General features: G+C 55.1%; 16 protein-coding genes and 2 tRNA genes. 10 read left to right on the top strand and 8 right to left on the bottom strand.

From position 1 onward, the window contains the following. The first annotated feature begins 4 nt into the window (after nucleotides 1-4). Nucleotides 5-3226, top strand: a complete 3222-nt coding sequence (gene rne / locus FFI90_RS02730) for a ribonuclease E (RefSeq protein WP_144776284.1) — start codon at nucleotides 5-7, stop codon at nucleotides 3224-3226. A gap of 3 nt (nucleotides 3227-3229) precedes the next feature. Further along, complete coding sequence (locus tag FFI90_RS02725; protein WP_144776282.1) at nucleotides 3230-3772, top strand: YecA/YgfB family protein; 543 nt, start codon at nucleotides 3230-3232, stop codon at nucleotides 3770-3772. Here FFI90_RS02725 and FFI90_RS02720 read toward each other — a convergent pair. After that, on the bottom strand, nucleotides 3769-4647 hold the full coding sequence (locus FFI90_RS02720; protein WP_144776281.1) for a PHP domain-containing protein: 879 nt from the start codon (nucleotides 4645-4647) through the stop codon (nucleotides 3769-3771). The two genes, FFI90_RS02725 and FFI90_RS02720, sit on opposite strands and share 4 nt — an antisense overlap. Before the next feature lie 123 nt (nucleotides 4648-4770). Between FFI90_RS02720 and FFI90_RS02715 the strand changes: the two genes are divergently transcribed. From FFI90_RS02715 to FFI90_RS02705, 3 genes are all read left to right on the top strand, one after another. Then, nucleotides 4771-5070 carry a YciI family protein gene (locus tag FFI90_RS02715; protein WP_144776279.1) on the top strand — a complete coding sequence of 100 codons (300 nt, stop codon included), beginning with the start codon at nucleotides 4771-4773 and terminating at the stop codon, nucleotides 5068-5070. 138 nt (nucleotides 5071-5208) lie between these two features. Beyond that, nucleotides 5209-5880: a TIGR04211 family SH3 domain-containing protein gene (locus FFI90_RS02710; RefSeq protein ID WP_144776277.1), complete on the top strand. Its 672-nt coding sequence runs from the start codon at nucleotides 5209-5211 to the stop codon at nucleotides 5878-5880. Between the two features lie 5 nt (nucleotides 5881-5885). After that, entirely contained in the window at nucleotides 5886-6176 is a 291-nt protein-coding gene (locus FFI90_RS02705) for a PilZ domain-containing protein (RefSeq protein ID WP_144776275.1), read from the top strand. A gap of 32 nt (nucleotides 6177-6208) precedes the next feature. Here FFI90_RS02705 and rraA read toward each other — a convergent pair whose 3' ends face one another. Together rraA and ppsA are read right to left on the bottom strand one after the other, a co-directional pair. Further along, nucleotides 6209-6688 carry a ribonuclease E activity regulator RraA gene (rraA, locus tag FFI90_RS02700; RefSeq protein ID WP_144776273.1) on the bottom strand — a complete coding sequence of 160 codons (480 nt, stop codon included), beginning with the start codon at nucleotides 6686-6688 and terminating at the stop codon, nucleotides 6209-6211. 31 nt (nucleotides 6689-6719) lie between these two features. Beyond that, complete coding sequence (gene ppsA, locus FFI90_RS02695; protein ID WP_144776271.1) at nucleotides 6720-9092, bottom strand: phosphoenolpyruvate synthase; 2373 nt, start codon at nucleotides 9090-9092, stop codon at nucleotides 6720-6722. 151 nt (nucleotides 9093-9243) lie between these two features. Here ppsA and ppsR point away from each other — a divergent pair, with 151 nt between their 5' ends. After that, nucleotides 9244-10059, top strand: a complete 816-nt coding sequence (ppsR, locus tag FFI90_RS02690; RefSeq protein ID WP_144776269.1) for a posphoenolpyruvate synthetase regulatory kinase/phosphorylase PpsR — start codon at nucleotides 9244-9246, stop codon at nucleotides 10057-10059. A 53-nt stretch (nucleotides 10060-10112) separates the two neighbouring features. Here ppsR and FFI90_RS02685 read toward each other — a convergent pair whose 3' ends face one another. After that, entirely contained in the window at nucleotides 10113-13037 is a 2925-nt protein-coding gene (locus FFI90_RS02685) for an insulinase family protein (RefSeq protein ID WP_144776267.1), read from the bottom strand. A gap of 100 nt (nucleotides 13038-13137) precedes the next feature. Here FFI90_RS02685 and FFI90_RS02680 point away from each other — a divergent pair, with 100 nt between their 5' ends. The 3 genes from FFI90_RS02680 (at nucleotide 13138) to FFI90_RS02670 (ending at nucleotide 16029) form a co-directional block, all read left to right on the top strand. Beyond that, nucleotides 13138-13599 (top strand): hypothetical protein, encoded by a 462-nt coding sequence (locus FFI90_RS02680; RefSeq protein ID WP_144776265.1) that lies wholly within the window; start codon nucleotides 13138-13140, stop codon nucleotides 13597-13599. Between the two features lie 113 nt (nucleotides 13600-13712). Next, nucleotides 13713-14870: an MORN repeat-containing protein gene (locus FFI90_RS02675; RefSeq protein WP_144776262.1), complete on the top strand. Its 1158-nt coding sequence runs from the start codon at nucleotides 13713-13715 to the stop codon at nucleotides 14868-14870. A gap of 61 nt (nucleotides 14871-14931) precedes the next feature. After that, on the top strand, nucleotides 14932-16029 hold the full coding sequence (locus FFI90_RS02670; RefSeq protein ID WP_144776261.1) for a response regulator: 1098 nt from the start codon (nucleotides 14932-14934) through the stop codon (nucleotides 16027-16029). On the opposite strand, the gene FFI90_RS02665 is transcribed toward FFI90_RS02670, so the two are convergent. Next, nucleotides 15989-16639, bottom strand: coding sequence for a nucleotidyltransferase family protein (locus FFI90_RS02665; RefSeq protein WP_281288095.1), 651 nt, complete (start codon nucleotides 16637-16639; stop codon nucleotides 15989-15991). The two genes, FFI90_RS02670 and FFI90_RS02665, sit on opposite strands and share 41 nt — an antisense overlap. A gap of 134 nt (nucleotides 16640-16773) precedes the next feature. Between FFI90_RS02665 and FFI90_RS02660 the strand changes: the two genes are divergently transcribed. Beyond that, nucleotides 16774-17625, top strand: coding sequence for a 6-carboxytetrahydropterin synthase (locus FFI90_RS02660; RefSeq protein WP_144776257.1), 852 nt, complete (start codon nucleotides 16774-16776; stop codon nucleotides 17623-17625). 236 nt (nucleotides 17626-17861) lie between these two features. Here the strand turns inward: FFI90_RS02660 and FFI90_RS02655 are convergent. The 3 genes from FFI90_RS02655 to gltX all read right to left on the bottom strand — a co-directional run bounded on the left by FFI90_RS02655 (nucleotide 17862) and on the right by gltX (nucleotide 19617). Further along, nucleotides 17862-17937: transfer RNA gene (locus FFI90_RS02655), tRNA-Glu, on the bottom strand. 8 nt (nucleotides 17938-17945) lie between these two features. Beyond that, nucleotides 17946-18021 (bottom strand) — tRNA-Ala (locus FFI90_RS02650). Nucleotides 18022-18135: 114 nt separating this feature from the next. Further along, complete coding sequence (gltX, locus tag FFI90_RS02645; protein ID WP_144776255.1) at nucleotides 18136-19617, bottom strand: glutamate--tRNA ligase; 1482 nt, start codon at nucleotides 19615-19617, stop codon at nucleotides 18136-18138. Nucleotides 19618-19741 lie beyond the last annotated feature (124 nt).

The raw sequence follows: 19741 nt of genomic DNA, 5'->3' as shown, positions 1-19741 counted from the left end.
TTCCATGAAAAGAATGCTTATCAATGCAACTCACCCTGAAGAGTTGCGCGTCGCTCTGGTTGACGGCCAGCGCCTGTTCGACCTCGATATTGAATCCAGCTCCCGCGAGCAGAAAAAAGCCAACATCTACAAAGGGCGCATTACCCGCGTAGAGCCGAGTCTGGAAGCTGCCTTTGTTGATTTCGGCGCCGATCGCCATGGCTTTCTCCCTTTGAAGGAGATTTCCAGGGACTACTTCAAAAAGTCGCCAGGCCAGATCGAAGGCAAGGTCAACATCAAGGAAGTCGTTGCGGAAGGCCAGGAAGTCATCGTCCAGGTCGATAAGGAAGAGCGTGGCAACAAAGGCGCCGCCCTCACTACATTTATTTCCCTTGCCGGTCGCTACCTCGTTCTGATGCCCAACAACCCCCGTGCAGGCGGCATTTCACGCCGCATTGAGGGCGAAGAGAGGGCACAACTCAAAGAAGCCATGAATAGCGTTCAGGTGCCCAAGTCCATGGGCATCATCGTACGCACCGCTGGTATCGGCCGCACCACCGAAGAATTGCAATGGGATCTCGACTACCTGGTTCAGTTCTGGGAAGCGATTACCCAGGCAGCCGGCGAGCGCAAAGCCCCCTTCCTGATCCATCAGGAAAGCAACGTTATCATTCGTGCCGTTCGTGACTACCTGCGCCAGGATATCGGAGAGGTGCTGATCGACTCGGAAAGCGTTTATGAGGACGTATTGAATTTCGTCCGCGCCGTAATGCCGACGTTCGAGAACAAGATCAAGCTCTATAAAGACGAGATTCCGCTGTTCAGTCGATACCAGATTGAAGGCCAGATCGAAACGGCTTTCCAGCGGGAAGTCAGACTCCCCTCTGGCGGCTCTATCGTTATCGATCCGACCGAGGCGCTGGTGTCCATAGACATCAACTCATCCCGCGCCACCAAAGGCCAGGATATCGAGGAAACTGCGTTCCAGACCAACCTGGAAGCGGCGGAAGAAATCGCTCGCCAGCTGCGTCTGCGTGACATGGGCGGCCTGATTGTCATCGACTTTATCGACATGACCCCAGCCAGGCACCAGCGCGAAGTTGAACAGAAAATGCGCGAAGCTCTGGAAATCGACCGGGCACGAGTTCAGGTTGGCAAGATTTCACGTTTCGGCTTGCTCGAAATGTCCCGTCAGCGGCTAAGGCCCTCGCTGGGAGAAACCCGCAGCGAAGTGTGCCCGCGCTGTGAAGGCCAAGGCACCATCCGTGGTATCGAGTCGCTGGCGCTGAGTATCATGCGCCTGATCTACGAAGAATCGTCCAAGGAAAAGACGGGCGAAGTGCGAGCCATCGTACCTGTGTCAGTCGCCACTTTCCTGCTGAACGAAAAGCGCAAACAGCTTGCCGACATTGAAGCGCGCCAGGAAGTCAGCGTTGTTGTTGTGCCGGTACCCCACATGGAAACGCCGCACTTCGAAATCCTGCGTATGCGGGATGATGAGGCCACTCCCGAACATATCTCCAGCCACCAGGTAGCGCAAGAATACAGCGAGCGTGAGGAAGATGTGTTTGAAGCGCCCGCAGCTGAAAAGCCGGTCCGAGAGCAAGCTGCAGTCCGGGCTATCCGTCCAAGCGCCTCGGCGCCGACTGCCAAAGCGGTCGAACCCACTGAAGCGACGCCCGAAGAACAAGACGATGGCCTGTTCCGTAGAATTGGCCGAAAGATTGCCTGCTTCTTCAGTGACGATGAAGCGCAGCCGACCAAAACCCGCGACAGCGCAAGCAAAGAGACGACCAGCCGCGGCGACCAGCGCAACCAGGGGCGGCAGGATCGCCGTAAAACCCGCGTCGCGCGTGATGGTCAAGGCTCCGGTAGCAAAAACCGCAGCAGCAACGAGCGTCGCCAGAGCAACAACCAGAAGACTGGCGGTGACGACAGCCGTGCACGAGGCCGCAACCGAAATGACGACCAGAATCGTCCTAACCAGAGCCGTCAGGCTGCCGACAAAAATGCGGACAGGAGCGCCGAGAATAAAGGCTCCGACAACCGCAATGACGATAACCGTCGGGATAATCGCAGAGACAACCAAAGCCGCGGTCAGAACCGAAACCGCCCTCAGCGTGACGCCAAAAACAACGGTGACCAGAAGGATGCAAATCAGCAGGAATCTCCACTAAAGGCGAATACCGCTGAAAAATCCGGCGCTGATGACAGCCGCCGCAAACCGCGCCGCCCACGTAACCGGGACGGTTCTTCTTCTGAGGCTCCCGCTTCCAGTCCGGCAGCTCGCAAGAGCGCTCGTAATGAGAAACATCAGAAGGATACACAGCCGGAAGCGGGCAACGATACCACGGAGCTGAACGCCTCGGCTGCAACAGAAAAGAGTGCACACCAGGCCGCTTCGAATGCACCTGTGGCGAAGCAGAACGAGCCGAAGCAGTCGGAGCAAAAGGCTGCCTCTGACGACAAGCCTGCTCAAAAACCGCAACCCGTCGCTGACGTTGCCCCGGCACATGAAGTTAAGGCAGATCCGCAGGCTCAAAAACCGACGGACTCCGCTACCACAGATGCAGCTGCAAAGGCAGAAGCTCCGGCAGTCGAAGCCAAGCCCAAAGCGACACCGGGCGAAGCAGTCACTACTCAGACTCAGCCAGCTAAAGAAACCACAACTGATGCCAGCTCGAAGCCGGCAGCACAAATCAGTGAGGCCGTATCAAGCAGCAAGCCCTCCGCCGAAGCGAGCGGAGCAGCATCTGCTTCCAAAGACAGTGAACCGCCCGTAACAGAGGGCAAAGAGCCATCAGCAGTTGTGAAAGAGCCATCAGCAGTGGTGAAAGAGCCATCAGCAGCAGAGGTTAAAAAGCCCGCAGCGACAGAAGCGAAAAAACCCTCAGCTGCAGCAGAAAAACCGGCAGCAAAAGCAGAGCGCGACCTGTCCTCAGCCAAAGAAGATGAAAACCCGGTGGCAAACGCAGACGCAGGTGCAAGCTCATCTGACGGCGAGAGTAAGACCCCTCCTGCCAGGAAGCCCAGAGCCACGCCAGCAAGGAGCCGGAGTAAGTCTGCAGCAAAAGCGCCCGCAGAGAATGCCGAAGCCACACCAGATAAAGCGGTGCCCGTGTCTGAAAAAGAACCCGCCGAAACAACCGGCGTTTCAGTAACGCCCGGGCGCGCTTACAACGACCCCCGTGAAGTTCGTAAACGCCAGCGAGCGGCCGAAGAAGCCAAAAAATCCGGGGGTAACTAACACATGCTGTCCAATTCCGACATTGAAGCGCTGGAAGATATCCTGTTCGCCGAACCCTGGGGCGATGATGCCTTGGACTTTTTCGGCTTTCACGGCGCAGTGTGCGCCAGCGTCGTCGGGCCGGCCAGACTGAGCGTAGAAACCGTGTTCCGCCTTGTTACCGGAGCCGATGAGACGCCCGGCGGTGGAATTCCGGAAACCTTTCGTCAGTGCGTCACGCAGCTGGCGGGGGATATGGCCAGGGCACTCGATATGGGCCAGGCTCTGGAGCTTCCAGAGCCGGAAGACGGCGATCCAATGAACGCGCTTGAGAATTGGTGTGCGGGCTTCGTGGATACGTTTATGGAGAATGAAGATGCGTGGCTGGATGCTGCCAGCGAGGATGAGACCGCCGATCTGATGGTGCCCATGCTGACGCTGTCAGGCCTGTTTGACGACGAAGACTTCCAGAACGTTCGCAACAGCGAAAAACTGTCACGTCAGATGGCCGATGCTATCCCCGACTCCCTGACAGACCTCTATCTACTGTTCCACGCACCGGATTAAACCGGTGCGCCAACACCTGGCACCTGCCTGAAATGATGCCAGACTGGCTCCAGCCCGTCTGGCATTTTCATGATACGACCGAGCTCACACCAAGGCGCGCCGGGAAAGTGAAAATCACTGCCCTGTGACGCCAGCAGCTTCTCCCGCACGCAAAGCTCAGCCAGAAACCCCAAATCCCCACTGGATTGTCCAGACGTAGACACTTCGATGGCTTGACCGCCAGCACGGCGAAAGTCGGCCGTAAGATCGCGAAGTTTTGTTGCCGTTAACTGGTATTTTCGGGGATGAGCAAGCACCGCAAGCCCGCCGGCGGAATTGATCCATTGCACGACTTCCTGCAACTCCGGCCAGTACGCCTTAACATCACCGACCTTTCCGCTACCCAGGTAACGCTTGAACGCCTGCGCGACATTCTTCACGACACCCGCTTCAACCATCACCTTGGCAAAGTGCGGTCGCCCGGGAACATCGCCTCCGGATTCAGCTGTGGCGCGTTCAAGCAGATCCGGAACAGCAAGCTTACTCAGGCGCTCGGCGATCATGGCCGCCCTCGCCCAACGGTTGCGATTCTGCTGCTCCAATGCGGCAAGGAAATCCGTGTTGTCTATATCAAAATCCAGACCTACGATGTGTATTGTGTGGCTGCGCCATAAACATGAAAGCTCAATCCCCGGAATCAGCACGATATTGTTCGCTTTCGCGGCACTGTGGGCCTCGGCAAAGCCGCGTACCGTATCGTGATCTGTCAGGGCAAGATGCGTAACCTTTTTCTCTGCGGCACGGGCCACCAGTTCAGTTGGCGTGAGTGCCCCGTCTGAAGCGGTGCTGTGGCAATGCAGATCAATGCACAAAACAGGGTCTTGCGGTATAGTCACAAAAATTCCCGATGAAATGAGTGGCAACACGTGCCTGGCCCAAGCTGCGCTGGTCAGGCACTACAGTGTACCAGCCATTCCATGCATTATTTAACAAGTTCCTCCTTGGAACCGGAGACCCGCATGTACTACGCCATTATCAGTGAAGATGTCGATAACAGCCTGCCTCTGCGCCAGGCAGCGAGGCCCGCACACGTTGAGAGGCTACAGCAACTGAAAGCGGAAGGCCGGCTTTTGGTAGCGGGGCCTCACCCCGCTGTCGATACAAATGACCCGGGCGATGCAGGTTTCTCGGGCAGCCTTGTAATTGCCGAGTTCGATTCCTTGGGCGCGGCTCAGGCCTGGGCTGACAGTGACCCCTACATGGATGCGGGTGTTTATCAAAAAGTTATCGTTAAACCGTTCAAAATCGTGTTGCCCTGATGCATCTGGAATCGCTCCATGAGCTTATTGTAATGACAGCTCGCTTGAACGGTCGAAGATCTGTGACAGAATTGCGGCTTTAATAACGACATACTTTTAAAACCGCATTTTAACTTGAACACCGTGGGAATCTTGCCAGTGACGCTTTTTCGCCTTGCCATCAGTGCGCTATTTATACTGTCTTCCATAGCTACGGCTCAGGCAAAAACCGCCTGGGTTGATGATCAGCTCTATCTTCCAGTGCGATCTGGCGCCGGCTCCCAGTTTCGTATTATTGAAAATGCAGTTCCCAGTGGCACCGCACTGGAAGTTATTGAAACGTCAGATTCCGGCTATACTCGCGTCCGCACGCCAAAAGGTAATGATGGCTGGGTGTCCAGCCAGTACCTTAGCGATACCCCAATTGCAGCAGATCGGCTGAAAACCGTAAGCCGACAGCTTGAGCAAGCCCAAACTGAGCTATCCTCTTTGAAAGCACAGTTGAACGAGGTCTCCAGTGAGCGTGATTCCCTGAGTAACGCAGAATCTTCGCTGTCTGCCCGCTCAGAAGAGTTGCAGCAAGAGCTCAGGCGTATTAAGAATATCGCTTCAGATTCAATTAATTTGAAGCGTCGAAACGGTGAGTTACTGGGTGAAAATCAGAAACTGCGCAATGACCTTGAAGTGCTGACCGCGGAGAACGAGCGGTTGGAAGCCGGCAAAGAGTCTGATTTCATGTTGGTAGGCGCTGGCCTCGTACTCGGAGGGGTGCTTCTTGCTTTGGTGATTCCGATGCTCAAACCCACAAGAAAAACCGATAACTGGGCGTGAATGTTATGAAAGACTATTCGGAGAAGCGCGATTTTCATCGCATGCAAGTTGAATCGGAAATCGAGATTACTGACAGCAAGGGAAATACTTTTTCAGGTACCTGCAAGGATCTCAGTGCAACGGGCATGCAACTGGTTGTGAGAGATCCGGTTATGGTTGGAGAAGAACTGACCACGGTGCTGCACCCGAGCAGTGATCAGTTCCCTCCGCTGGAGACCATTTGTGAGGTAATCCGGTGTGAACCGGAGGGCGACGGCTTCTTGTTGGGAACCAACATCAGCGAAGTCACCCGCTAGTCTCTCACCCCTTGGCATTAGTGAGGTAACGGCTAAACCAGGGGCTTTTCTGACACAACGATGCCGTTGTTGTCAGCATACACATAGTGGCCAGGGCGAAACGTCACGCCATGGAAGGTTACCGGCACATCGAGGTCACCAAGGCCACGCTTTTCGCTTTTCCGAGGGTAGGTTGCCAGCGCCTGAACCCCCAAATCTGTTTTGCCGATCTCATCAACATCCCGCACGCAGCCATAGATAATCAAACCCGCCCAACCATTGCTGGCCGCTTTTTCAGCGAGCATGTCGCCCAGGAGAGCGTGGCGCATGGAGCCGCCACCATCAACCACCATCACCCGACCCTTGCCGGGCAAGGCAACCTGCTCCTTCACCACGGAGTTGTCCTCAAAGCACTTCACAGTGACGATTTCGCCACCGAAGGCTTTTACACCACCGTAGTTATTAAAGCCGGGTGCGACCACTTCGACTTCCGGAAACTCATCACATAAATCCGGGGTAATAATCGTTGTCACCTTATCGCTCTCCTTACGCACAGAAATAAACTCAGTCGATTTTTTCGTCGGCCAGGAAAAACCAGGTATCCAGCACCGAATCCGGATTAAGGGACACAGTATCGATACCCTGATCCATCAGCCATTTGGCAAGGTCCGGATGGTCGGACGGACCCTGGCCACAAATTCCGATGTACTTGCCTGCCTTTTTGCATGCTTGAATGGCGTTGGACAACAGTATCTTGACCGCATCGTCACGCTCATCGAACAGGTGCGCAATAATGCCCGAGTCCCGGTCCAGACCGAGAGTCAGTTGGGTCAGATCGTTTGAACCGATGGAAAAACCATCAAAGTGCTCAAGGAACTGCTCTGCCAGCAACGCGTTGCCCGGAAGCTCGCACATCATGATCACACGCAGACCATTCTCACCGCGCTTTAAGCCGTTCTCAGCCAGCAACCTGACCACCTGCTCTGCTTCGCCTACGGTGCGAACAAAAGGCACCATAACCTCTACGTTGGTCAGGCCCATCACATCGCGTACTTTTCTGAGCGCACGGCATTCCAGCTCAAAACAGTCACGGAAAGTTTCCGAGATATAACGCGACGCGCCCCGGAACCCCAGCATCGGGTTTTCTTCATCGGGCTCATACAGAGTACCGCCAATCAGGTTGGCGTACTCATTGGATTTGAAGTCAGACAAACGCACGATGACCTTCTTGGGCCAAAACGCGGCAGCCAGGGTAGAGATGCCTTCGACCAGCTTGTCCACGTAGAAATCAACCGGTGAGCTGTAACCGGAGATGCGTTTCTCTACGGTCTGCTTGATATCCCTGGGCAGGCCCTCAAAGTTCAGAAGGGCCTTGGGGTGCACACCGATCATGCGGTTAATAATGAATTCGAGGCGTGCCAGGCCAACCCCTTCATTGGGCAGCGACTGGAAATCAAAAGCACGGTCCGGGTTACCCACGTTCATCATGATCTTGAACGGGATATTGGGCATGGAATCCACGGTATTTTCACGCAGTTCGAAATCCAGAGCGCCTTCGTAGATCAACCCGGTGTCACCTTCCGCACAGGAGACAGTGACTTCCTGGCCATCACTCAGAACTTCTGTTGCGTCACCACAGCCCACGACTGCAGGAATGCCCAGTTCGCGGGCAATGATAGCGGCGTGGCAGGTGCGGCCACCGCGGTCTGTAATAATCGCGGAGGCGCGCTTCATAACGGGCTCCCAGTCAGGGTCCGTCATATCCGTAACCAGCACATCGCCATCCTGCACGCGATCCATTTCCTTGATGCTGGTAATGATCTTGACCGGGCCGGCGCCGATCTTGTGACCAATGCTGCGGCCTTCTACCAGCACTGTGCCGGTTTCGTTCAGCAGGTAACGCTCCATCACGTTGGCAGACGCCCGGCTTTTAACCGTTTCAGGGCGAGCTTGAACAATGTAGATTTTGCCGTCATCACCGTCTTTGGCCCACTCAATGTCCATGGGGCGTTGGTAGTGCTTTTCGATGATCATGGCCTGCCGGGCCAGTTCTTCCACTTCGGCATCTGAGATACAGAACCGACCACGCTCTTCCGGATCCACTTTAATGGTTTCCACCAGTTGGCCTTCACCAGGCTCTGTGTGGTAAATCATTTTGATGGCTTTGCTGCCGAGGTTTCGGCGCAACACAGCGGGCCGACCGGCATCAAGAGTGGGTTTGTGAACGTAAAACTCATCAGGGTTAACGGCGCCCTGAACAACCGTCTCACCAAGTCCATAAGAGCCGGTGATAAACACAACATCCCGAAAGCCCGATTCCGTATCCAGCGTAAACATAACGCCGCTTGCAGCAGTTTCGCTGCGCACCATCTTCTGGATGCCTGCAGACAGGGCAACATGCTTGTGATCAAAGCCATGATGAACACGGTAGGAAATTGCGCGGTCATTAAACAGGGAGGCAAACACCTCTTTTACAGACGTACGTACCTGCTCAAGCCCGACCACGTTCAGAAAGGTTTCCTGTTGGCCGGCAAACGACGCATCCGGGAGATCTTCGGCCGTAGCGGAAGAGCGCACGGCAACCGCCATCTTGTCATTGCCGTTGAGTATTTGGCCGTAAGCCTCCTTGAGCGCAATTTCCAGGGCGTCCGGGAAGGGCGTATCAATAATCCACTGGCGTATCTTGGCGCCTACACGGGCAAGCTCGTTCACGTCATTGATATCGAGAGCATCGAGGAGTTTATCGATCTTGTCTTTCAGGCCGTCTTTGGCCAAGAATTCACGGTAGGCGTGCGCAGTGGTGGCAAAACCACCCGGAACCGTGACACCTGCATTGGCGAGATTACTGATCATTTCACCGAGGGAAGCGTTTTTGCCGCCTACCCGGTCAACATCGGACATTCCCAGGTGATCAAACCAGATAATGTAATCTTCCAAAGCGTGTCTCCCTAAAATCTGTAAGGATAAGAATTAAACCGGGCCAGCGGTAGCAAGCGTGAAAAGCGGACAACAACCACTGCGGAGTCTCGAACTTGCCGTGTATGATACTGTAACCATCGGATTTTACCTAGGGAGCGGCCCCAACACCATGAAACGTACAGCCTTCTTTATTTCCGACGGCACCGGCTTGACTGCCGAGGCACTCGGGCACAGCCTTCTGGCCCAGTTCGAGAAAATTGAATTTGAGAGGGTTACCGTACCCTATATTGATGATGTTGAAAAAGCCCGGGACATGGTCAAGCGCATCAACAGTGCGGCAGAGGCCGACGGCGCCCGCCCCCTGGTTTTTGACACCATTGTGGACAGTGCCATCCGCGAAATCATATCGGACGCTCAGGGCTTCATGGTGGATATTTTCGGGACATTCCTGAACCCTCTGGAACAGGAGCTGCAGTCGTCGTCGTCCTACTCTGTAGGTAAATCCCATGCGATCAACAACGAAGGCGTTTACGAGCGTCGCATCCATGCGGTGAACTTTGCGCTGGATAACGATGATGGTGCGCGCACGCGGCATTACGATGAGGCAGATCTTATCCTGGTGGGCGCGTCGCGCAGCGGCAAAACCCCAACCTGCCTGTACCTCGCACTCCAGTATGGTGTTAAAGCTGCCAACTACCCGATTACCGAAGAAGACTTGTCAGACCAGCAAATGCCCAAGGCACTGAGGCCGCACAAGGAAAAGATTTTTGGTTTGACGATTGAGCCCGAAAGACTGGCCACCATCCGCAATGAGCGGCGCCCAAATTCCCGCTACTCGTCGATTCAGCAGTGCATGCACGAAATCGAAGAGATTGAGCTGATGTACCGAAGGGAACGCATTCCGTTTCTGAATACGACCGCGTATTCCGTAGAAGAAATAGCGACGCGCATCATGGTTGCGACCGGCTTGAAGCGGAACCGCTAAAAGGCCTGCTGCTAAACAGGCAGACCGGCGTTACCGGCCTGCCTTGTTACTACCTACAACTCCTGAATGTTCAGCCCCAGCCCCTCCACAAGAGCGCGGTTATCCGGGCCTGTCACTACGGCAGTGCTGGCTTTTTCGGGCACCAGCCATGTTGCAGCAACCCGCTTGAGGTCATCAAGCGTGACGGACAATACCCGCTCACGGAAACGTGCCCGCTGCTCAGGGCTGCGCCCGAACAGCTTGTTGTGGAAGGCGTGACGTGCGGCGCCAGCTGGCGAGCGCGGGCGATCCATTTGCCCGATAACGCCAAGAATGGACTCTTCCAGTTCCTGATACTCATGGTCCGTTTCCTGAAGCCATACCAGTGCCTTGTCGAAATCTTCGAGGGTTTCAGCCAGGCGAGGATCCCGATAGGAGAAAAAGCGGAAGTTGCCATTCACGCTATCCTGCGCTGCCCCGCCCCCGTAGGCACCACCTTTCTCACGGATGGCCCTGTGCAAATAGCCATTTCGCAGAAAACCACCCAGCACGCTAAGCGCCGCTGCATCCGGATGGTCAACCGGAACCGTGCTGTATGCGCGGGCGCAGAAGTTAACCTGTGTGGACGTCAGCCAGGCTTCGCGGGTTACGAAACTTACCGGCTCCATTTCCCAGCGGGATGATTCAACACCCGTATCACTCTGCCAGCAGGACTTAAGGTCGTCGATCAATGCCGGGAGCTGCTCTTCCTCACCGATAATCAGGAACTCACGAGTCTGTTCGCGAATTTTGCCGTGCAGGCTTGCAAGTTGCTTGCAAAACGCATCAAGCGCTGCCGGATCCTTCAGGGACTGATCCAGCTCCTTGGTGCCGCGAATTCCCGCAAGACCACCAAGGCGGAAGCTTAACCAGGCGCCTGGGCTCATGCCTTGAGCCGCGGCACCCATGGCCAGCGCGTGGCCACTGCCGGTTACAGCCTGCTCACGGCGGGCGCGGATCTGCGCAACAATTTCCCGGATACGATCTTTTTCATCGAAGCGGGCGCTGGTGTAAACGTCCCGGAGCAGTTTCGTCAGCACCGTCCGATTGCGTACCAACGCCTTGCCGCTGAAAACCATGTAGCCAGACAGATCCTGAACGTCATCAATTCTGCCCTTGGCAGTGAACGAGGCGCCAACACCACCGGACTCTGCCGAGATCCGATCCTGTATCTGCAGGTAGTCCAGGTCGCCGCAGCCGACTTCCGATATCAGTGCGCTGTAATACGGCAGCAACAGCAGCTCATCTTCGGTCAGCGCCGGCAATGGTAATACCACCTGCTCGTATATCAATCCGTTGGTGCCTCGCGCAAATACAGTGGCCGAAATATCACCGTCGAAACGGGCTTCCGGCTCTGGCATTTGCAAGGGTACATCCGTCAGATCCACTTTCGGCAGGATGGAGTCGTCGTCCTTGCGCATCTGGCGTTCTTCCAGTGCCTTCGCTCGCTCAACAATATGTTCGATTTCGTCGCGGGTCAGCCCAGCCTTGCGCTTGGCAAGTGCCTCACGGATGGCCTGCTGTCGCCGCGCATCCAGCTTGTCGTCCGGACGCAGGGTGAGCGTCACCCTGTGCGGGTTATCAAGCAGTTTGCGGCGAATCAGGTCAGGAATGTACTGCGGATCGCGAATTTTTTCACGCAGCGTTGCCAGCACAGGGTCGAGGTCCAGAAGTTCAACCGGGTCACCGCCATGTACCATCGGGGAAATCGCACTCATGATCAGCTGAAGCCCGTAAGGGAAGCTGTCCCCGGCAATTTCACGTTGGTGCAGCTCAAGCTGATGCAGAATGGCCTCCAGACGATCTTCGCTGACACCCTCCTCCACGACTCCCTGAAGCGTACCCTCAATCAGCGCTTCCAGATCGCCCAGCTTCTCCGGCTCGCTGCCTTCAATGCCGCATACAAACGTCATTTCCCGATTGGAGTCTTCGAGCCCACACATGGGCGACGGCGCCTGGCCGATATCCGTGGTTTCCAGCGCACGCATCAGAGGCGACGCGCTGTTTTCAAGCAGTACAGCCGACAACAGCTGCCCTTCCAGATTTTCCTGCAGGTCAAAGCTGTGGCCCAGCAGCCAACCCATAACAATATGGGTTTTATCGGCAGTGTCTTCGCCCTCGTTTACACCGTAGCCCTGCTCCACACGAACGGGTGCGTACATGCGCTTTTCATCGCGCACCGGCAGCTCAACGTTCAACTTGTCAAAACGCTTTAGAGCCAGCTCTTCGAATCGCTCGTGGTGCTCGTGAGCCGGAATATTGCCATAGGTGGCGAAAATGGCGTTGCTGGGGTGGTAATGGTGTTTATAGAAGCGGATAAGATCGTCATAGCTCAGATCAACAATATGATCCGGCTCACCGCCACTGTTGTAATGATAGGTTGTAGTCGGGAACAGGTGGCTGCTCAGATTCTGCCACAGCTGCGAGGTAGCCGAACTCATGGCGCCTTTCATCTCGTTGTAAACAACGCCCTTGTAGACCAGGTCGGTACTTGGGTCATCCGGCTTTTCAAACTCCAGCCGATGCCCTTCCTGAGCGAAGTCCAGCGGATCCAACTTGGAGAAAAACACTGAGTCCAGATAAACCGACAACAGGTTCTCAAAATCCTTGCGATTCATGCTCGCAAAGGGATAAGCCGTCCAGTCGCTGCTGGTGAACGCGTTCATAAAGGTGTTCAGAGAGCGACGGATCATCATGAAAAACGGATCGCGAACCGGGTAACGTTCACTTCCGCATAAAGCCGTATGCTCAAGAATATGGGCAACGCCTGTCGAATCCATCGGAAAGGTTCTGAGCGCCACAAAAAACACGTTTTCATCGTTGTCCGCCGCGAGATGGAGATGACGGGCACCGGTCTTTTTGTGGCGATACTCTTCTACATCGAGATTAAGCGTATCGATCCGGTGACTGCGAAGCTTCTCAAAAGCCGGATGGGTTGCGTTATCGATCACTGCAGCCATTCAAACTATCCTGTCGTTAAACAATTGGAGAATGACAGGGTAACACGTAGTATCAGTTATCCTGTATCCGTCCCCCAGCGATAAGGTATCCCCCAGGATCATGAGTACATCTTCAGGCCCAGCACGAGCCTCACAGGCTCCCGACGTCGCCGCTTATTGGGCAGAGCGGCGGAGTTACCTTGAGCGCATACGTAAATCTCCAGAGGTTCGGCAGCGCTTCCGGCGCGAGGTCGCTATCTATCTGGCGCGCCGTCTGCTCTGGTCTTTCGGCTTCTTTCCCATATTCATGGCCTTCTGGGTGCCCTTGGTACTGTCCAGCTTCAATCCGGTGGTCCTCGCTTCTGATCTGATTCCTGTACTCCAGGATTTCGTGAACTCCAACCCCGAGGTGCAGGCCACAACACTCAGTACACTTGCCATCGCCTGGGCGTCGGTTGGCTTTTTCTTTCTGATCTTTGATTTTGTTCTCACGCCCTTCAAATCGCCCTATGAATACGAAGCCGATGTCTACATGAGGGCCTGGGAGCAGCTCAATCATGATCAACTTCCGGCTAAAGTGTGATTTGGCCTGCATTCTCGCCAAGTTCAAGCACTTTCGGTTACATATCTCCGCGCTCGCTGGGTAAGATAAAACCGCTTCCGAATTTGTAGAGTGCTGGATCAAGAGGTTCCACCATGGTCGATTTCAGACCACTTCTGTTTTTGAATGCCCTCGCTCTTATGCTTCTGGTGACAGCGGGGCTTGCCTCTGTTCAGGGTGAACAGAAGATTGTGGAAGCTCCTCCCCACCTGATTGAGTCTGCTGCAGAGCCAACTACAGCACTTGCGGTTGAGCATGCTGCAGAGCCTGTCCCGGCACCTCCGGTTGAAACTGCGGTTCCATCAGCACAGCCATCGGTGAACACCGAGCCGTTCCGCATTGCCGAGCCCCCGGAGAAATCCATGGTGGTTGCCTCAGCCGAGCCGGCGGCGGCCCTGGCCTCCGACACTCCAGATCCAGATGCTGCCGAGCCAGCTCCGGAACAGCCGCCGGTCCCGACAACCGGCCTTCTTATCCTGCGTTCAAACGTGGAAGATGATCAGGTTGATATCAATGGCAAATCCTATGGCGAAACCCGCCTGGATCTTGAACTTGCCCCGGGCACCTATGACATCACCATCAGCAAAACCGGTTTCCGGCCCTGGCAGCAAAGCGTCACTCTCGACGCCGGCAACGAAGTGATATTGATGGGCGAACTGGAAGCCTACACAAACGTCAGTTTCCAGAACGGCGTCTGGACAGGTGGCATAAAAACCGGCGAAGGAATCTATGCAGACAGCGACGGTCTTCGTTACGAAGGCCATTTTGTGAATGGCGCGTTTCACGGCCAAGGAACACTCACACGTGGCAATGGTGATATTCTGACCGGCGAATGGTCCCAGGGGCAGCTCAACGGTCACGGCTCACTGGCAACAGTCGACGGCATGTTATACGTCGGCGGTTTCCGTAACAGCGACTTTCATGGGCGCGGCACCCTGACCTATCCGGATGGTCGCCATTATGAGGGCGACTTTTCCAATGGGACTTTCCACGGAAGCGGTTCGGAAGTTTTCGCCAACGGCAAAAAATACGAGGGCGATTACATCGAAGGCAAGTTTCACGGAAATGGTTTACTGCGCAACCCGAATGGCAGTTCCATCGAGGCGACATTCCGCCACGGTGAACCCTATGGACAGGTTCGCCTGACCACAGCGGCTGGTGAGATTTTTACAGCGCGCACCACAGAGCCCGGCGTCTGTTATCGGGACAAGAGCTACCGGGCAACACAATGCCCGAAACTGGAAGGCTGGTAGCTCCAATAGTAAAACCAGCCCGATAACCAACGCGATTGAAGTAACAGCTTGAGGTAGTTAGATGGCGATCAAGAATGCTCTTCTGGTGGACGACTCTAAGGTAGCGCGGTTTGCCCTGAGCAAGCTGCTGGAGAATCTCGACATGAACGTCAGCATGGCCGGCTCAGCCGAAGAGGCCTTGGAGTTTCTCGGCAGCCGTGAGCGTCCGGACGTTATCTTCATGGACCACCTGATGCCCGGAATGAACGGCGTGGAAGCCACCAAGGCCATCAAGGGCAACCCGGAGACGGCCAGCATACCGATCATCATGTGCACGTCCCAGAAGTCCTCATCGTTCACGAAAGAAGCGAAAAATTTCGGGGTTTATAACATCCTGACCAAGCCAACACAGCCTGATGGCCTTGGCCTGGTGCTCGAGCAACTGGCAATCGACGTCAAGGAAGGCTCCCTGCAAGAGGCACCGCAGATCGACCTGACACCCGAGACCGACGAATATCTGGCGAATATGCCAGACAATGCTGCGGTAGAGATGTCACCAAAGCAGTCTGAGAGTGAACCCACGTTGAATGGCGACACCTCGCCAAGTGTTGTGCCGTTGACCAGCGATCTGATAGAGCAGATTTCCCGCTCCGCCGTCAAAACTCACGTCAACAACCGCCTACATGAGCTGCTCAGTTCGTTATTTGACGAACAGTTTGACCACCTGAAGCGCGCACTGGATGAATCGCGTGGCAAGCAGGCATCCATGATTGAAGAACGCCTGAATGCGATGAGTGGGATGATAGAGGAGCGCACCCGGAACCTGCATGAGGAGGTTGCGGCAGAAGTAAACCTCCACCTGGGCCGCGAGCTGGCAGACCTGAAAAATGAGCTCTCACAAAACACCGGCTTTACCAGTAACCATATGGCCGAACTCAAAGACCACATTACCAGTGTGCAGACCATCGATACCGATTTCTGGCAGACACTGCAATCGGAAGCCATACAGCAGGCACATGAGATTTCCCGTGAAACGGCTGAAGACATCGCGCAGCGGACCATTGATCTGTTCGTGGGCCAGCAGCGCTCAGCGTCTTCCAAAATCTATACGGTTGCGCTTGCGGTCAGTCTTGGAGTATTCAGCCTTGGGATTGCCTGGTTAGCGGGTCTTTTCGGCTAACCGCCTGGCGAATTCTTTCCCAATCTTCCGGTGTGTCTATGTCGTCATGGACGCCCGGAATGTTCAGCCGGGTCGCACCAGCTTTGGCCAGCAAACGGCTTGCCCCCCTATCACCTTCCAGCGCCAGCACTTCGGGCCATAGTCCGCGGGGCAGGTAGGCCGGTACGCCCGGGCGCCGGCCATAATCCGCTGCAGCCGGCTGCGCCGGGAAACATCGCGCCGCTGCGCCAAAAGCTTCAAGTGCTTTCGTATCCAGCAGCGGCTGATCCGCTACCAGCACGAACACACCTTTCGGATACGGCCCAAGGCTTCGAATACCAGCCGCTAACGAAGCCGCCATACCCTCATGCCAATCTGCCACTGGCACCCAACGAGAAGGCTGCACGCGACAACGGAAACGAACCAAAGGGTACCAGGCCCCACACACAACTCGCACCTCCTGGCTCAGCAGCCTACCCTGAGCGATTGCATGATCGAGCAACGTACAGCTCTGCCCATTCCGTGCTCTCAGGGTTAACAGGGCTTTTGGGCGCCCAAACCGACTGGAAGCACCTGCTGCAAGAACAAGTGCCGGAAATTCCTGATCGCTGTCACAACAAGAGGCGGTTATGATTTCGCTCCTGATAAAGAGGTGAAAACAGAAATAATGGCATGAATCGACTCAGGCCATTACCTGACCGGTCACTCATTCAGGATTTTTGCTAGAATCCCCACATCATTCAACCCTACCCGCCCGGAAATTTAATGAATCACCTGTTTGTAGACAACCTCACCGTTATTGATTTTGCTTACCTGGATCCCACCCGTGGGTTAGTAGGGGAAAGCTGGATTGCCGACGTTGTGCTGGGAGGCGAACTTGATGACCAGGGCATGGTATTCGATTTCAGCAACGTGAAGCGCACCATCAAGCGCATTATAGATGAGCGCGTGGATCACCGGCTGGTCATACCCCGTGGCTACGAAGGCCTCTCCTGGAACCAGGACACGCCCGACACTTTTACCTGGGCCCTGACCGACGGCAGCCACATTGTGCACCGCTCACCGGATGAAGCCGTTGTATGGCTTTCGGCAGAGCGGGTTGTTCCATCGGCGGTTGCGGCACTGCTGGAGCGTGAGCTGATGGCGGTACTGCCGGCAAATGTGACATCGGTGGAAATCAACCTTCGTGAAGACGTGATAGAGGGCGCCTACTACCACTATGTTCACGGCCTGAAAAAGCACTTGGGAAACTGCCAGCGCATCGCGCATGGCCACCGTTCACCTATTCGCATTGATCGAAATGGGCACCGGGACTATGACCTGGAAAGCGCCTGGTCCAAGCTTTGGCAGGATATCTATGTGGGTTCTGAGGAAGACGTAGTGCGCAGGCACGTAGCAGAAGATGGTGTTCCCTACATAACCTTTGAGTACGAGGCCAACCAGGGCGAATTTGCCCTGACCTTGCCTGAAAAGCGCGTTTATATGATGGGTACTGACACAACGGTTGAATTGATCGCCGCACACATCGCCGACCAGCTTAAAGCAGAATTTCCTTCCGACACCGTTCTTGTGAAAGCCTACGAGGGTGTTGGCAAAGGTGCCATTGCCTCACGCTAGTACCTTGAACTCCGGGCACCGGTGAGCTGGGGAGCGGGTGTCCCAAAACACGCCGTGAACCCATCCATGGGGGCTTGGTGTTGCCATCCCTGGCAACACACAGTTTTGGGACACCCGCTCCCCAGCTCACCACCGTATCTTTGGTGTCAGTCTTCCTTTTTCTTTCTGGCACAAAAAAACCGCCCGAAGGCGGTTTATTTGATGGCTATCCGGTGGACTAAACCGTCAAGCCGTATTGGCGTCCCCTAGGGGGTTCGAACCCCTGTTGCCGCCGTGAAAGGGCGGAGTCCTAGGCCACTAGACGAAGGGGACTAGAAAATTGGTGGAGCCAGACGGGATCGAACCGTCGACCTCAACACTGCCAGTGTTGCGCTCTCCCAGCTGAGCTATGGCCCCCAACGGCTGCGTATATTAAGGATCCGCCCCATGGGCGTCAACCTTTGGGGGCACTTTTTTTCAGTTTTCCGAACTTCCCTGTCCAGACCGCTCACTTCTTCACCAAAGCGGCTATTAAGCACCCAGTGCAGCGTATTCTTTCTCCACTTTCTTGTTTTCTTTCTTGGAGAAACCTCCAAGCACTTCCAAAGCCTGCCGCAAACGAGCGCGGGTCATATCCGGGCCGAGCATATCCATGGAATCCATAACCGACCAGGAGTTCGGAGTACCTGCAATAGCAACAAATACAGAAAACATGAAGTCGCCCATCTTAAGATCCATGGCTTTGGCCAGAAACTTGATATCCGCGAAGATGCTTTCCTTGCTCCAGTGGCGCTGGGCTTCAAGCTTCCACAAGGTGAACTGGAGAACCCGCTTGATCTGACCTTCTTCCAGTTTGTTGTGCGCAAAGTCTTCGGGCTTCAGATCAAGCATGCCCGAAAACATGAATCCGGCCATGGGCGCCACATCGGAGAACACCTCTGCCCTGCCCTTGATATGCGGAACCAGCGCCTTGAGCGAATCTTCGTTAAACCACCACTGGCGCATACGCTCGATAAACTGATCTTCTGTGAGTTCGTCGCGTAGCCAAAGGCCGTTAAGCCAGCGTAGCTTTTCCACATCAAAAACCGGGCCGCCAAGCGATACACGCTGAATATCGAAGTTGGAGATCATCTCGTCCAGCGTGAACTTTTCGCGCTCATCGGGCATGGACCAGCCCATACGGCCAAGGTAGTTGGTAACGGCTTCCGGCAAAAAGCCCATGCGCTCGTAAAAGTTAATGCTGGTAGGGTTCTTGCGTTTGGACAGTTTGCTCTTGTCCGGGTTGCGCAGCAGCGGCAAATGGCAGAGAACCGGCATTTCCCATCCGAAATACTCGTACAGTAACTTGTGCTTGGGCGCGGAGTTGATCCATTCCTCGCCACGCAGAACGTGGGTAATTTCCATCAAATGGTCGTCAACCACGTTGGCGAGGTGGTAGGTGGGCATGCCGTCAGATTTAAGCAAAATCTGACAATCTACCTGTGCCCAATCGATTTCAATGATGCCGCGAAGCATGTCATTGATCTCGCAGGTGCCTTCCTCCGGCACCTTCATGCGAATCACATAGGGCTCACTTGCATCCAGGCGGCGCTTTACCTCCTCTTGAGAAAGCTCCAGATTTCCTTTGATGCCCGGGTTCAAACCTTGTGCCTTGCGCTCTTCCCGGATGGCATCCAGCTCTTCTGGCGTGCGGAAGCAATAAAAAGCATGACCAGCAGTGACCAGATCTTCCGCATACTGAGCGTAAGAATGCTTGCGCTCAGATTGGCGATACGGCCCGTGAGGCCCACCGACATCGGGACCCTCATCCCAATTGAGGCCGAGCCAGCGTAGTGCCTTGAGAATATCCTGCTCAGATTCCGCAGTGCTGCGAACCTGATCGGTGTCCTCAATACGCAGAATGAACTGCCCGCCGTGCTGCCGGGCGAAACACAGGTTGAACAGGGCCACGTAGGCGGTACCAACGTGTGGGTCACCGGTAGGTGATGGGGCAATTCGGGTACGTACAGTCATGAAAGTTTCCTGAAAGTCGGTGGCCGTTTGATAAACCCGGCATTATACCGGCCCGTGCATTATTTCGCATGATTGCAAAGCGTATCATTACGCAGACTCTTTGAGGCCCCAGAAGATTTTGCGA

It is taken from the genome of Marinobacter maritimus (assembly GCF_007671675.1).
GTDB classification, from domain to species: domain Bacteria; phylum Pseudomonadota; class Gammaproteobacteria; order Pseudomonadales; family Oleiphilaceae; genus Marinobacter; species Marinobacter maritimus.
This window is presented reverse-complemented; position numbering and strand designations above follow the sequence as displayed.